We start from the raw sequence: 13,276 nt of genomic DNA, 5'->3' as shown, positions 1-13,276 counted from the left end.
AGCGGTCCTCAACCCTGTTTTTGTGATAAATCATCAGGTCTGACGAGGGCATATGTTGCTTTGCAGCAATATTTGCTTGCTAAGCCCCAAATAAACTATTAATATGGTGCAGTGCAACAAATAAACCCCTTAAAGGAAATATCATGTTCAAAAATCAATTTGCAGAAAACCAAGCTAAATCCGTTGAAAGCGCACGCGCTTTAGGACAAACCGCTCTTGAGAATGCTCAAGAATTGAGTGAAATTAATTACCAGGCAGCGCAACAAGCTGTAGCCAATGCACAAGCAAAGGCTGCTGAATTGTTAAAAGGTAAAGATGCCAAGGCAGCGTTAGAACTACTACAGAGCCCAGAAGTACAAGAGGCAGTTGCTGAAGTTGCTGCGTATCAGAAAAAAGTTGCCGCAGTATTGCGTCGCGGAAACCAGGAATTGGTTGAGGCAGTAGAAGCAGCTATTGACCAATCTCAGGATGACTTGAAGAGTTTTGTAGCTGCAGCTACTTCAAAAGCACCCGCTGGTACAGAGGCATATGTAAGCGCTTTTACTTCAGCATTTAATACTACAATGCAAAACTTTGATCAAGTTCGCTCAAGCACTCAAGATGCATTTGCAAACTTTGAGAAAAGTGTTGAAACAGCAATGAAGGCTTCACAAGGTCAATTTGGCCAAGCGCCTAAAGCAGCAAAAAGTCGCGCTAAGTAATTAGTAGATAATAGCCATTCAGAAAGCCCCGTATATGCGGGGTTTTTTTGATGGTGTCGCCTCAAAAAAATTTGAGAAAATAGTAAGGCAGTCATTCATAAATGCTGAAAGAGGCACGTTTTTAATTCCTGGGGAAATACTATGAATCGCATTATGTTGTTGGGAAAAATTCACAGAGCAGCCGTCACTGAGGCGGACTTGCACTACGAAGGATCATGCGGAATCGATGAGGATTTACTTGATGCTGCTGATATGCGTGAATTTGAAAAGATCGAACTCTACAACATCAATAATGGCGAGCGTTTTTCAACCTACATTATTAAAGCAAAACGTGGCTCTGGGATCATCTCCCTCAATGGCGCTGCTGCACGCAAGGCACATGTTGGCGATCATTTAATTATTTGTACTTACGGCCAAGTCGGCAACGATGAAATTGCGCAGCATATCCCCAAGATTGTTTTGTTGGGCGAAGGCAACACCATTAAAGAAATTAAGAAAGTAAATTAATTTCCTGCTGAGTAGTGAGGCTAGGTATAAGCCCGTAGTTGAAAGATAATTTAACAAGATATACTGGCGTCAAGCAGGAGAGCGAGGTCTAGGCCTCCACCGAAGGCGCAAACTCCCATGAACGCTCAGGTACCCAACAGGAAGGTACTGCTTATCCTAAATAGCCGTCTGGAGAGTCATCATTTTATGGTGCACCGAAGGAGCAAGCACTAAGCTGGGTCTTGGTGTGAATCTCTCAGGTAACAAGGACAGGGGGAGCGGCAGGCAAGTGATGCATTGGTTTGCACGCGCGCAAATGTTAGGAGTCCCGCATGAATACCACCTCCAATTAATTCAGCAAGAAGTCATTATTAGCTTCCCCAGCAGGGATCTATCAAACACTTACTGAATAAGGCATAGGCCATGAACAAGCAATACACAGAAGAAGCCCCGTACCATCCAGGATATGAGGATGCGTCATTTAAGAGTGAAGTTTCAAAAACCATTTCAGAGTTAAGTGAACTCAGGCGAGTGAATGCACGCTATCTCAAGTTTTCAGATGCCATTGTGGAGTTTTGTAAGGCAAGCCATAGTCTAGATAAAAAGTGACAGCTAGATAAAGCGGTATTGCACTATTGGCAGAAAATGTTAAAAACCACCTTCGGGTGGTTTTTAACTATTTAATTATTGTTAAGATTACTCATCTAAATTAACTTCAAATACATCATGAGACTGGCCCGTCTAATTCCTGCATTACTAGTGATCCTGTTGATTCTTGGCGCCTGCTCCAAAGAGGAGCAATCCAATGTAATTAAGGTGGCGATATCTCCTACTATTCCCCCAATGCTATTTGAGAAAGATGGCAAATACACGGGGATGGATTTGGAGATATTTGAGGGCTACTGTAAGTCGCGGGCTTGCACATTCAAAATGACTGCTTACGATTGGCTAGGCATGTTGGGCGCAGTTAGCAGTGGGCAGGCAGATGTCGCATTTTCCGGAATATCCATTACCGATAAACGTAAAGAAGTAATGGATTTTTCAAACCCCTATTTCACTAGCACTTGGCAATTGATTGGATTAAAAAATCGCAACATCAAAATAACGGATTTATCGCAGCTAAAGAAATACACCATTGCCTATCCAACAGGCAGCGTATTTGATGATTATGTAAAAACCGTATTGCAGCCTAAAGGCTATTACTCGGTAGAACAAGTGAAGCTATATCCATCTCCAGCTGAGGCGCTGATTGCATTGCAAAATGGTAATGTGGATTTGGTATTCGTGGATAGCGTTATGCTGGTCAATTATCAAAAATCCTTAAATCTACCGGTTAGCAGTAGTTACCAAGTGGTAGGGTTTGATAACCTAGGATTTGCCTTTAAGAAGGGTTCAAAGTTACGCGACGACTTTAATCTTTATCTTGCAGAACTTGGGCCAGAAAAGCTCAAGGAAATTAAGGGCCAGTGGGCGCAATAAATGTAGTTGACGACTTGGTAATGAGTTAAAGTGCACTTTTAGCCGATTATTTCAATAATTCATAAGGAAAAAATATGTCCCATCATGACAAGTTAGTTGCCGCTTTCGAGACTTACCAATCAGAGAATGAAAAGTTTCAGGGCAAAGGAATCAAGGCATCTGCAGCTAGAGCTCGCAAGGCTTTGCAAGAGATTGCCGGCTCTTGCAAAGAGCGCCGTAAAGAAATTACTGCTGAAAAAGAAACGCTCGAAGGCAAGCCAAAAGGCGAAGGCATGTCACAGGATGCTGCACGTCACGCACACATCAGAAAGTAAGTCTTTTCTGAAAAGTTAAAAGCCACCTTCGGGTGGCTTATTTCTTAGAGGTCAACGTTATCTAGGGCGGGGCCTTCGAGATGGCGAGTGTCAGCCCATTGGTCGACTACCCAGCCGGCACCCTGATGATGGGCAATCCAATTTAGCGAGGCATTTGGAACAGAAGCTATTCTTTCGGCACTTAAGGCTTGATTGCTGGCAATGCGGTACATCATATCGAGCGTGCCGCCATGACTAACAATCAAAATTGTTTTACCAGCATGCTGTTCCTGAATCTGATCTAAGGCTTTTTGGACTCGTAATGCGAATTGCTGAATGCTTTCACCACCCTCGAGCTCATGATCTAAGTCGCGAGCAATATGAGCCTGCCAAATATCAGGCTTTAGAAAGGGCGCGTCACTAATTGATAATCCCTGGAGCACTCCAAAATGACGCTCTCGCAAAGCGCTCTCAACTCGGGCCTTCACTCCAAATAATTGAACGACTGCTTTAGCAGTATCTGCTGCCCTTTTGAGGTCGCTCGTGTACAGCACATCGAAGGTGAGTTTTGTATCTTTAAGTGCTTGCGCCATTTGAAGTGCCTGTATTTCACCCTTCGCATTAAGCGGAATATCAGTGTGTCCTTGAAGGCGCCTTTCAGCATTCCAGGCAGTTTCCCCATGACGGATAAGGCAAAGTTTTGTTGTGGTCATCTTCTAATATTCAATTGGTGGGTGAGTAAGTCCTCGTTAGTAAGAATTCCGGACTCCAACGCTTCCACTCTGATTCCACCCCGACCCTCAAAGGCTTTAATGAAATCGGGCCTTGCCAGCAATTTTGCTGGCCTCTGACAGGGTACGCAGAGCTCAGTTCCTTTGAATGCGAGACCGCCTAAATAGAAAGTCTTGCCTACTAGCTTGTTGAGCTCATCTGCAGAAAGATGCTTGATCACAATATTTCTGCGGGTATCGCCTTCGTTAAAGGGGATATGTTGATTGGCCAGTAATTCGCGGTTAGCATCTGCTATGCCAGAAAGGGCAATGAGAGATATATGACGTATTTTTGGCTGTTTGACAGAGAACGCTCCAAGGCCTGCTGCATAACGGTCACCAACAATGCCTTCTCCCGAAACAATGTTAGCTTGCCCAATCTGGATCATGGGTTCGCCTGCTAGATTAGCGATGTACAGCGAGTGGATCTGTGGAGATGCCGTCATGATGAGAGCATATTACATAAGAAAAAGCCCCGGTAATTTCGGGGCTTAGTATTTACGCTGCTGCAGTTGCTGGTTCCGCTATTACTGCTGCTGGAGGGCGCTTGTTAAGAGCTCTCTGAATCTTTGCCTTCTCTTTGGGCTTGGTGCTTGAGTCAAGTAATTTGGTCAATTGAGTGACGTTGAGCGGGCCCAATTTAGCTTTGCCAGTTTTGCTAACCATGGGGTCATTTTTTCTGTTTCTTTGATTTTGGCCAACAGCCATATATTTTCCTGGGGTCTTTAAATGATGAACCTCTGAGCTTGCTCAGCAGACTCCCCTAGATAGGGCGCGGGATAGTGATCACACGAGTCAGAATAACAGTTAAGCGATCCAGGCGCTATGATTATGCATGCCCAACAGCTCTATTGGCTTGCCGATGCGCTCCAAGGCCTATATGACACTTACTTTATGCTTGAATCATGACTAATATTCCCAACCTCATCTTTGCCGTCATCATGGGTGGACTCATGTCTTTGAGTATTACCTTGGCCACGACCTTGATGAGAGTGGGGCTGGTACAGCATTTCCTTTGGGCATGGTTTGAGGTTTGGTCTGTAGCCTACCCCGTTGCGATTATTTGCATTCTCATCTATCGGCCTTTTGCGAGTAATCTCACTATAACTTTGGTCAATAAACTCAGGCAATAAGCACGATCAACCTATTTAGCGGATAAGAGGAATTGTATGGAGTATCTCAAATATATTCTGTTGTTAAGCATTCTCAGTTTGAGTGGTTGTGCTGCGGTTTACACCGATGCTTCGGATGCGAATCACGTTACTTTTCTCAACAGTGATGGCGAATCCATTGCATCGCTGATGCAAAAAGCAAATTCTTATTGTGCGCAATATGGCAAGACTGCATCTTTTAGGAAGAGTGATACTCAGCTAGTTGCAGTGTTTGACTGCAATTGGCCGCAAGCAAGTCCGCGCTAGAGTTAGCCAGCTAGGTCTGATTGGTAGATCAGGCCGGCATGCTCTCTTAAGGCATGGAATTGAATGGACTCCCAACGTTGTTGAGCGACATCTAATTCGGATTTATGGCTGGCTAAAAATACAGAAGCACCTACAACGTCTTCAGCCATGCGGTGAATATTTTCTTGAATGAATTTCTTCAGCGCCACAGGATCATCTGAGCTTACCCAGCGCGCCAGGTTGTAGCGCGCAGGAAGCAGGCGAACTTCGGCACCATACTCAGTTTGCAAGCGATGGCTAACCACTTCAAACTGCAGCTGTCCAAATGCACCGAGCAACATAGTGCCGCCTATCATGGGGCGAAACACTTGAATCGCGCCCTCTTCGCCTAGCTGCATCAAGCCAGTGCGTAATTGTTTGGAACGCAATGGGTCAGCCGACTCCACCATGCGGAAAATCTCTGGTGCAAAAAATGGCAGGCCGGTAAATTGCAATTGCTCACCTTCAGTGAGTGTGTCACCTAGCCTCAGCAGCCCATGGTTTGGCAGGCCAATGATGTCGCCAGGGTAAGCTTCATCCAAAATATCGCGCCGTTGTGACAGGAAAGATAGGGCATTATTGGTGCGCACTTCTTTACCATTACGACAAATCTTGAGTTTCATACCACGCTGAAAATGTCCTGAGCAAATGCGCAAGAAGGCAACTCGATCTCGATGAGCTGGATCCATATTTGCCTGAATCTTAAAGACAACTGCAGTAAATTTATTTTCAGCAGGACTCACCTCACGCTGTAAAGCCTTGCGTGAGCCAGGTGATGGCGCAAGTTCTACTAAGGTGTTGAGGATTTCTCGCACGCCAAAGTTATTGATGGCTGAGCCAAAGAACACCGGTGACTGACGCCCCGCTAAAAATGCTTCACGATCGAATGCGGGCATAGCATTTTTAATTAAATCTACTTCAGCAAGCGCATTTTCAAGATCGGTTCCAAGACGCTCCTTCAGTGCAGGGTCATTGATATCAACTATTGCATGAGAGTCTTCCGTCACGCGATCTTCGCCTGCCTTGAACATGCGCATTTGGGAGTTGGCGATATCGATTACACCGGCAAATGATTTGCCCATGCCCACTGGCCACGTAAAAGGAACTACTTCAATGCCAAGTGCAGTTTCAATCTCATCCATTAATTCCATGGGAGGCTTTACTTCGCGATCCATTTTGTTAATGAAGGTGACGATTGGCGTATTGCGTGCACGACAGACTTCAAGCAAGCGCAGGGTTTGTGACTCCACACCATTGGCCGCATCAATCACCATGAGCGCAGAATCTACTGCGGTGAGTACGCGATAAGTGTCTTCCGAGAAGTCTTGGTGCCCTGGAGTATCTAAGAGGTTAATAACGCAATCGCGATATTCCATCTGCATTACAGAGCTTGCAACCGAAATACCGCGTTGTTTCTCAATCTCCATCCAGTCCGAGGTGGCGTGCCGACTGGCCTTGCGAGCCTTCACGCTACCCGCAATTTGAATGGCGCCCGCGTATAACAAGAGTTTCTCTGTGAGCGTGGTTTTACCCGCATCTGGGTGAGAGATGATGGCAAAGCTGCGACGTCTTAAAACTTCTGCGCCGGGAGTGCTGGAGGTGATGGTATCGATGGTAATTCTGTGCCTAATCTAGTTGACAGAATTATAAGCGGGCACAGCCCCTTAGAATTGCTCTTCAGGCCTTACAAAGCGCCATTTACCGGGGGGTAGGGCGCCAAGAGAAATTTTGCCCATGCGTACCCGCTTTAATCCTAGAACTTTAAGACCAACCATCTCGCACATACGACGAATCTGACGCTTACGCCCCTCACGCAAAACAAAGCGGAGCTGATCTTCATTCTGCCAGCTCACTTGGGCTGGTTTTAAAACTACTCCATCCAATTCCAGGCCATGTTTTAAGCGGTCTAGATCTTCAAAAGAGAGAGCGCCTTCTACGCGGACTAAATATTCTTTCTCAATAGGACTATTTTCACCAATGAGGAGTTTTGCAATGCGACCATCTTGAGTCAAGACCAGCATGCCGGTGGAGTCAATATCAAGACGCCCAGCTGGTGCCAGGCCGCGGGTATTAAAGCGTGGATTGCGACCCTTATCTAGCGGGCTAGCAAAGTAATTGTCTGGGGTAATCAGTGAGGCGGCAGGTTGATACTCTTGCTCGTCATCAAAATGAGAAATAAAGCCTACGGGCTTATTGAGGATGACGGTAATCCGGGAGGCTTGTTGTGCTTTAGCGCCTGACTGTAATTCAATCTTCTGATGACGAAAGGCGCGGGAGCCTAGCTCATTGACTACCTCACCATCTACGGTGACCAGGCCCTGTTCAATATAAGAGTCTGCTTCACGACGGGAACATAGGCCTAGCTCAGAAAGTAGCTTGGATACACGAATTTTTTCTTCCATGACTGCATTATCGGGCAATTGCCCTGCTAAAGACTAGGTTCTGACGATATGCACGCTACAAGGGGCCTCTTCAACGATCTTCGTCATTGAGGTTCGCCAAGGCGTTACTTTGTTTGGCAGTTTGTGAGAGGCGCCAATCAAGATCAGCGAAGCATCATTGTCTTTGGCGAATTCTACGATTCGACTGGCTGGATCAAGCGCTTCTAGTACGTGATACGAAATGCGCTCCGGCGGCAATTTCAAGGGCTTTGCCCATTCCATTAGCTGAACGAGGTGGCCACGGACGATGCCACTAGCAGTTTCACTTTCTTGGTTGCCTTCAAAAGTAGGTGTGCCTGCAATGGTGCTAATACACACTAGGCGACTTTCAGGATATGCGTATAGTAAATTTTTAGCAGTTGTTTGCATGCGCTCGCGCAAATCTGCATCTGATTGCCGCGTATCGATTGCCGCAACCATTAATGGGGCATCGTAATTTCCCATACTGGGGCGCGGGCTGGGTGAGGGCTCGTAACCCGCAGCGCGCAACATGCGCTTCAGGTTATCCCAAAAGCTCAGTGGATCAACCCGATCCGCACGCTCGGTAAGAGTGACGCTCTCATGATTCAGCAAGACTTGACGTAAGCGGGTGGCGCTTTGATAGCGGTCTGCTGCACGGGGCTCTAGACAGCGCAAAACAATCTCTTGTAGCCAACGAGGAATTTCTTTGCGGATTGCACGTGGGGGGAACGCTTGTGCCCACATCCTTTTGCGCAAGCCGCTCATTGTCTGTGGATTGCCGAAAGGAAGCTCTCCTGTCAGAAGCTCGTACATGATGACGCCGATAGAGAAAATATCACTACGGTAGTCTGAGCGAATACCGATGACTTGCTCTGGTGAGATATAGGGCGCGGAACCAATACCTTTGCGCATTTCTTCTGCGAGTAAGTCGGGGAAGCGCGCATGATGCGACAGACCAAAATCAATTAAAGTGAGTTTGCCTTGATCGTCAATCAGAATATTTTCTGGCTTGATATCTAAATGAATTGCATCCTGAGAATGTAGCGATTGCACCGCTTGCGCTAGGTCAGAACCAATCTGCACCACCTCATCGATTGTAAAAACTTTACCTTCTTTTATGGAGTCCTCAAGGGGTCGCCCCGCAACTCGTTCCATTGCAATGTAGGGGCGCGTGGCCATATTGCCAGAGCCGAGATATTTTGGAACATAGGGGCTCTTAAGTGAGCGCAGAATGGTGAGTTCGGTTTCAAAACCAATCAGACTTTCAACAGGTTGATCGCGACCGACCCTTGGAATCTTTAGAAGAATGGGTACATCAATCCCCTCTTTGGTTGCGGAGTACAGGCTGGCCATGCCACCACGATGAACCTCCGTTCCCAAAATAAATCCATCTACAACTTTGCCATCTTGAAAAATCTCATCAACTGCTTCGATATCAGTGTTAATTGGCATGGGGAAATTATTTGCCTGTGATGAGGCGATTGGCAAGATCTTCCGGCAATCCAGCACGGCGGACTTTATCCGCTGCGGTGAATTGATCGTAGGCGGTGCGGTGAAAGGTCAAGACTTCTAATTCTGGCTCAAATACTGCGAAGCAGGCTTCAGGATTTCCGTCTCGCGGCTGACCAAGGGATCCCACTACTCCAACCCATTGGCGATGATGCATTACCGGCACTTCATCACCAGGATGCGGAGCAAAACGAATCAGCTTGCCGACAGCGCTTTGATAAAAGAGCGCTTGTTCATGAGCATGACCAACAAAAGTGTATGTCTTGCCTGAGCTTTGTACGCAACGCCAAGCACTCATGCTGTCGGTAATGTAATTCCAGTCGGCAGGATTATGAGCTGACGCATGAACAAAGCATATGTTCTCTTCTTGAATCATTAACGGTAAATCTTTTAGAAACTGTACTTGGGTGGCGTTCAGCTGACTTTTGGTCCACTCGATTGCTGCGTTTGCGCTCGCATTCATTTGTTTGCTGTGGTCTTCAAATACAGCTTGATCATGATTGCCTAGAACTGCAATCGCCTTCTTGTTGGCAACCATTTCGCCGATGCGATCAATCACGGCGCCAGGATCGGCGTTATAGCCAACAAGGTCTCCCAAAAAAACCATACGGGTGACGCCAAGCTCTTTAGCCTGCTCCATGCAGGCATCAAAAGCTTCTAAATTGCTATGTAGATCGGCAAATAGCCCAATACGTTCGGTCATTCTTTAATGATAGGACAAAAGCGCCTCTAGCAGAAGGGCTAATAAGGGCTTACTTCGTTAAAAGGTCTATTTTTAAAGCGCTTATGTACCCAATAATATTCGGCGGGCCTGAGGCGAATTTCCTGTTCAAAAATCTGATTTAGCCGTGCAGTATCTGCCTCAGGATTGTCGGTCGGGAAATTCTCCAGGGGCTTGCTAATGGAGCAGATATAGCCCGCTTCATTTTTTTTGAGGGTTGTGATCATCATGCAGACTTGCGCGCCCGTTATTTTGGCAAGGCGCGATACGGCCGTGATCGTATTGGTTGGAATATTGAAGAAGGGCACGAAGGCGGAGTCCTTAAGACCCAAATCAATATCGGGCGCAATGATGATAAAGCTACCCTTGTGGATTTCTCGAATGAGCGCAATCGAGTTTCCTTGTCGATCAATAGAGTTTCCACCAAAGCGATTGCGCCACTCAACAATCTTTTGATTGAAGAAAGGGCTTTTCATTCTTTGAAAAAAACCAGAGGTGCGGGGCCAACCTTTATCTTTTGCGAGTGCGCTCAAAATAATGCTGCCTTCAATGCCGACGAAGTGCATGTTTACTAAGATTCGAGGTTTTCTATCGGCGAGGTCTACCTCAGATTGAACTTCGATCATGTTACTGAGCTGTTTTGTGCTGCCCAGCCAAATAATGCTTTTCTCTACCAGGCTGCGGCCTAGTAGCCGCCAATGTTGTTTTCTGAGTTGATCAATCTCATGTGCGCTGAGCTCCGGGAAGCAGAGCTCTAGATTTTTCTGAACAACGCGATTGCGATCATTGGGGATGTGTGATGCCAAGTAACCTAAGCCATAACCGAGTGAAACTAAAGTCTTATATGGAAGGGATGCCAGAAATCTGAGGAGAGCAACTCCGGTGTAGTTCGAAAAGTTTTTAAACAAAGCTGAATTTATTCGACGTCGTAGCGAGATAAGGATTTGGCGTAACGTAGATTCATTTCTTCGGTAGAGCTAATGGACATGCCTAAATCATTTACCAAGCCAGTTTCAAGGCGATAGGCCCAACCATGAACAGTTAGATCCTGACCCCGCGACCAAGCATCTTGCACGATAGTGGTCTCGCAAACGTTGACAACTTGTTCGATGACGTTAAGCTCGCATAAGCGATCTTGGCGTTTTGGAGTTGGAATACTGTCCCCAAGATAGCGCCCATGCTTTTGATGGACGTCCTTAACGTGGCGCAGCCAATTATCAGCAAGACCTATGCGTTTGTCTGCGAGAGCGGCATGCACACCAGAACAGCCATAGTGGCCAACCACCAAAATATGCTTTACCTTCAATAGGTCAATCGCAAATTGAATTACCGATAAACAATTCAAGTCAGTATGAACAACCACGTTGGCAACGTTACGGTGGACAAAGAGTTCACCTGGAAGCAGGTTCACAATTTCGTTTGCAGGCACGCGACTATCTGAGCAGCCAATCCAAAGATATTCTGGTGCTTGCTGAGAAACCAGGCGCTTGAAAAAATCGGCGTCCTTGGCGATCTTGGCTTCAGCCCATTCGCGATTATTGGCAAATAACTGGTCTAAGGCGCTAGAGTTCTTCATAATCATGATTTGAGTTTAAAGTACTTTGATGATGCCCCTTTGGTTAAAACAAACCCCCACCGGCATTACCCTGAATTTACATTGCCAGCCGGGCGCAAAGCTGACCAAGGTGGTCGGACTGCATGATGGTTGCCTTAAGATATCTCTTCAGGCTCCTGCCCTGGAAAATAAGGCGAATGAGATGCTGTTGTCTTGGCTTTCCAAGCAGTTAAGGGTGCCACAAAAACAAATTCAGCTGCTATCTGGGCAAAATAGCCGTATCAAGCGGGTGGAAATCTGGGGTTCAATCACCCCAGAGCAAATTATTGAAGTACTCAGCCCCTAGGGCTTACCAAAAGATTGCCCACAAGATTCCTAGAATCAAAACCCACTTGCCGATGTAGTAAACGCTACGATGTTTTGCTTTAAGTTTTTTCGCTTGTGCCCTTAAGTGATAAAAATACTTAAAGAGAATGTTTACAAATCCTACCTTCTCTCCCTCGACGTTTTGAGAAGAGGCGGCGCTCATGACATAGCGCCCAAACAAGCGATTTAATAATTGCACCAATTTAGTGTGAACTGGGCGCTCCACATCGCAAAATAAGACGATACGCTGTTGATCTGTTTCATTGGCGGCATAGTGAATGTAGGTTTCATCAAACATCACAGCTTCGCCATCCTTCCAGTAATAACGCTCGCCATCCACATCAATGAAGCATTTGGGATCATTTGGGGTAACTAGGCCAATGTGATAGCGCAACGAGCCTGCATAAGGGTCGCGGTGGCGCACTAGCGTTGCTCCTGGCGGCAAGGAGGCAAACATTGCCGCCTTAATTGAGGGTATAGATTTGAGAAGTGCCACAGTTTTAGGGCAATTTAGTTGTGCCGAAGGCATTTCTTTGCCATACCAGTAGAGGTGAAAGCGTTTCCAGCCCGTACGAAAAAAGGAGTTAAACCCAATATCGTTGTATCCCGTAGCGGCTGCTATGGCACCATCTGCATTTAGTGCGAGCGCTTCATCTCTGATGGTCTGCCAATGATCTTGAAGGGGCTTCATTTCAGGGAAGTCCGCAACCGGAATAAATGCCCCAGCCTTGGTTTTGGAAAATAAATAGAGCAGGCAATTGATGGGTGCCAAAAGAACTTGATAGTCCGTCAGTGAGCGCACTATGCCAAATCGAACCTTGCCTCTAAAGTAGACATAAATAGCCGAGACAACAAAGATAATAAAGATGACGTGACGTAGTTCCATGGGATTTACCAATTAGCGTTAATACCAGTATTTTAATTTGGATAGAGGGTGATTTCATCCCTATTTCTGTAATGATTATGCTCAAATATGAATTGGGGTCAAAACAGGCTACAGGGATTGCACCTAATGAGGGCTGCAAGGATGATTTATTAAGGAAAATCACATGAATGGATTTGTAAAATGGCTCGTAAGCCTTGTTTTGATTGGCTTGGCTGGCTTGGCGGTGTACACCTGGATTATGTTCAATTGGAGCTACGGTAGTGGCGAGCGAGCTGGTTACGTCCAGAAGTTTTCTAATCGTGGATACATTTGCAAAACCTGGGAGGGGGAGTTGGCAATGGTTTCCATGCCGGGAACCATGTCTGAAAAGTTCCTTTTTACGGTGCGTGAAGATGCTGTGGCGCAAAAAATCAATGCCAATTTAGGTAAAAAGGTTGCCCTTAAGTATGACCAGCATATTGGATTGCCTACAAGCTGTTTTGGCGATACCGAGTATTTTGTGTCGGGTGTCACAGTGATAGAAGAGTAAAAAAATAGGCAATTAATAAAATTGCTGTAACGCAGCTTTATTTTTATAATTTTTTGTGGTTAAAATAATGGGCGGATTCAACTACGAAGTGCAACTTTGATAAACGCCTAGTGGCTAAGGATGTTTTAGTATCCAAAGCTTCT

19 protein-coding genes and 2 riboswitches are annotated in these 13,276 nt (G+C 46.1%); of the genes, 9 read left to right on the top strand and 10 right to left on the bottom strand.

Going from position 1 to position 13,276, the window contains the following annotated elements; genetic code table 11:
- The first annotated feature begins 143 nt into the window (after positions 1 to 143).
- From CBI30_RS01670 to CBI30_RS01650, 5 genes are all read left to right on the top strand, one after another.
- Positions 144 to 701, top strand: coding sequence for a phasin family protein (locus CBI30_RS01670; protein WP_088526604.1), 558 nt, complete (start codon positions 144 to 146; stop codon positions 699 to 701).
- 141 nt (positions 702 to 842) lie between these two features.
- Positions 843 to 1,208, top strand: coding sequence for an aspartate 1-decarboxylase (panD, locus tag CBI30_RS01665; protein WP_088526603.1), 366 nt, complete (start codon positions 843 to 845; stop codon positions 1,206 to 1,208).
- Positions 1,209 to 1,272: 64 nt separating this feature from the next.
- A riboswitch (glycine riboswitch) is annotated at positions 1,273 to 1,362 on the top strand.
- A 4-nt stretch (positions 1,363 to 1,366) separates the two neighbouring features.
- Positions 1,367 to 1,470: riboswitch (glycine riboswitch) on the top strand.
- Between the two features lie 140 nt (positions 1,471 to 1,610).
- Positions 1,611 to 1,796, top strand: a complete 186-nt coding sequence (locus CBI30_RS01660) for a hypothetical protein (protein WP_088526602.1) — start codon at positions 1,611 to 1,613, stop codon at positions 1,794 to 1,796.
- A 117-nt stretch (positions 1,797 to 1,913) separates the two neighbouring features.
- The gene (locus tag CBI30_RS01655; RefSeq protein ID WP_088526601.1) at positions 1,914 to 2,666 is read left to right on the top strand and encodes a transporter substrate-binding domain-containing protein; all 753 of its coding nucleotides are present in this window, start codon (positions 1,914 to 1,916) and stop codon (positions 2,664 to 2,666) included.
- 74 nt (positions 2,667 to 2,740) lie between these two features.
- Positions 2,741 to 2,980, top strand: a complete 240-nt coding sequence (locus CBI30_RS01650) for a hypothetical protein (protein ID WP_088526600.1) — start codon at positions 2,741 to 2,743, stop codon at positions 2,978 to 2,980.
- A gap of 44 nt (positions 2,981 to 3,024) precedes the next feature.
- Here the strand turns inward: CBI30_RS01650 and CBI30_RS01645 are convergent, their stop codons facing one another.
- Genes CBI30_RS01645 through CBI30_RS11085 form a run of 3 tightly spaced genes read right to left on the bottom strand, consistent with a single transcriptional unit; the run spans position 3,025 to position 4,395 of the window.
- Positions 3,025 to 3,672: a histidine phosphatase family protein gene (locus CBI30_RS01645; RefSeq protein WP_088526599.1), complete on the bottom strand. Its 648-nt coding sequence runs from the start codon at positions 3,670 to 3,672 to the stop codon at positions 3,025 to 3,027.
- A complete protein-coding gene (locus CBI30_RS01640; protein ID WP_088526598.1) occupies positions 3,669 to 4,175 on the bottom strand; it encodes an MOSC domain-containing protein in 507 nt (168 codons plus the stop codon). Before CBI30_RS01640 ends, CBI30_RS01645 begins: the two co-directional genes overlap by 4 nt.
- A gap of 52 nt (positions 4,176 to 4,227) precedes the next feature.
- Complete coding sequence (locus tag CBI30_RS11085; RefSeq protein ID WP_161492259.1) at positions 4,228 to 4,395, bottom strand: hypothetical protein; 168 nt, start codon at positions 4,393 to 4,395, stop codon at positions 4,228 to 4,230.
- A gap of 239 nt (positions 4,396 to 4,634) precedes the next feature.
- Here CBI30_RS11085 and CBI30_RS01630 point away from each other — a divergent pair, with 239 nt between their 5' ends.
- Entirely contained in the window at positions 4,635 to 4,862 is a 228-nt protein-coding gene (locus CBI30_RS01630; RefSeq protein ID WP_169711231.1) for a DUF2798 domain-containing protein, read from the top strand.
- 36 nt (positions 4,863 to 4,898) lie between these two features.
- Positions 4,899 to 5,147, top strand: a complete 249-nt coding sequence (locus CBI30_RS01625) for a hypothetical protein (protein WP_088526595.1) — start codon at positions 4,899 to 4,901, stop codon at positions 5,145 to 5,147.
- A gap of 2 nt (positions 5,148 to 5,149) precedes the next feature.
- Here the strand turns inward: CBI30_RS01625 and CBI30_RS01620 are convergent, their stop codons facing one another.
- The 6 genes from CBI30_RS01620 to can are packed head-to-tail and all read right to left on the bottom strand — an operon-like array spanning position 5,150 to position 11,379.
- Complete coding sequence (locus tag CBI30_RS01620; RefSeq protein ID WP_088526594.1) at positions 5,150 to 6,769, bottom strand: peptide chain release factor 3; 1,620 nt, start codon at positions 6,767 to 6,769, stop codon at positions 5,150 to 5,152.
- Between the two features lie 60 nt (positions 6,770 to 6,829).
- Positions 6,830 to 7,567, bottom strand: a complete 738-nt coding sequence (locus CBI30_RS01615) for a pseudouridine synthase (RefSeq protein WP_088526593.1) — start codon at positions 7,565 to 7,567, stop codon at positions 6,830 to 6,832.
- Between the two features lie 33 nt (positions 7,568 to 7,600).
- Positions 7,601 to 9,019: a serine/threonine protein kinase gene (locus CBI30_RS01610; RefSeq protein ID WP_088526592.1), complete on the bottom strand. Its 1,419-nt coding sequence runs from the start codon at positions 9,017 to 9,019 to the stop codon at positions 7,601 to 7,603.
- Between the two features lie 7 nt (positions 9,020 to 9,026).
- Positions 9,027 to 9,779, bottom strand: a complete 753-nt coding sequence (locus CBI30_RS01605; RefSeq protein WP_088526591.1) for a metallophosphoesterase family protein — start codon at positions 9,777 to 9,779, stop codon at positions 9,027 to 9,029.
- A 38-nt stretch (positions 9,780 to 9,817) separates the two neighbouring features.
- Complete coding sequence (locus tag CBI30_RS01600) at positions 9,818 to 10,705, bottom strand: LpxL/LpxP family acyltransferase (RefSeq protein ID WP_088526590.1); 888 nt, start codon at positions 10,703 to 10,705, stop codon at positions 9,818 to 9,820.
- Between the two features lie 8 nt (positions 10,706 to 10,713).
- A complete protein-coding gene (gene can / locus CBI30_RS01595; RefSeq protein WP_088526589.1) occupies positions 10,714 to 11,379 on the bottom strand; it encodes a carbonate dehydratase in 666 nt (221 codons plus the stop codon).
- A 22-nt stretch (positions 11,380 to 11,401) separates the two neighbouring features.
- On the opposite strand from can, the gene CBI30_RS01590 reads away from it, so the two are divergent.
- The gene (locus tag CBI30_RS01590; RefSeq protein ID WP_088526588.1) at positions 11,402 to 11,698 is read left to right on the top strand and encodes a DUF167 domain-containing protein; all 297 of its coding nucleotides are present in this window, start codon (positions 11,402 to 11,404) and stop codon (positions 11,696 to 11,698) included.
- A 3-nt stretch (positions 11,699 to 11,701) separates the two neighbouring features.
- Here CBI30_RS01590 and CBI30_RS01585 read toward each other — a convergent pair whose 3' ends face one another.
- Positions 11,702 to 12,604 carry an aspartyl/asparaginyl beta-hydroxylase domain-containing protein gene (locus CBI30_RS01585; protein WP_088526587.1) on the bottom strand — a complete coding sequence of 301 codons (903 nt, stop codon included), beginning with the start codon at positions 12,602 to 12,604 and terminating at the stop codon, positions 11,702 to 11,704.
- A gap of 163 nt (positions 12,605 to 12,767) precedes the next feature.
- Between CBI30_RS01585 and CBI30_RS01580 the strand changes: the two genes are divergently transcribed.
- Positions 12,768 to 13,133 (top strand): hypothetical protein, encoded by a 366-nt coding sequence (locus tag CBI30_RS01580; protein WP_088526586.1) that lies wholly within the window; start codon positions 12,768 to 12,770, stop codon positions 13,131 to 13,133.
- Positions 13,134 to 13,276: the final 143 nt, after the last annotated feature.

The organism is Polynucleobacter aenigmaticus (genome assembly GCF_002206635.1).
GTDB lineage: Bacteria > Pseudomonadota > Gammaproteobacteria > Burkholderiales > Burkholderiaceae > Polynucleobacter > Polynucleobacter aenigmaticus.
Note: the sequence above shows the minus strand (reverse complement) of the source record. Positions and strands in the feature narration are given on the sequence as shown.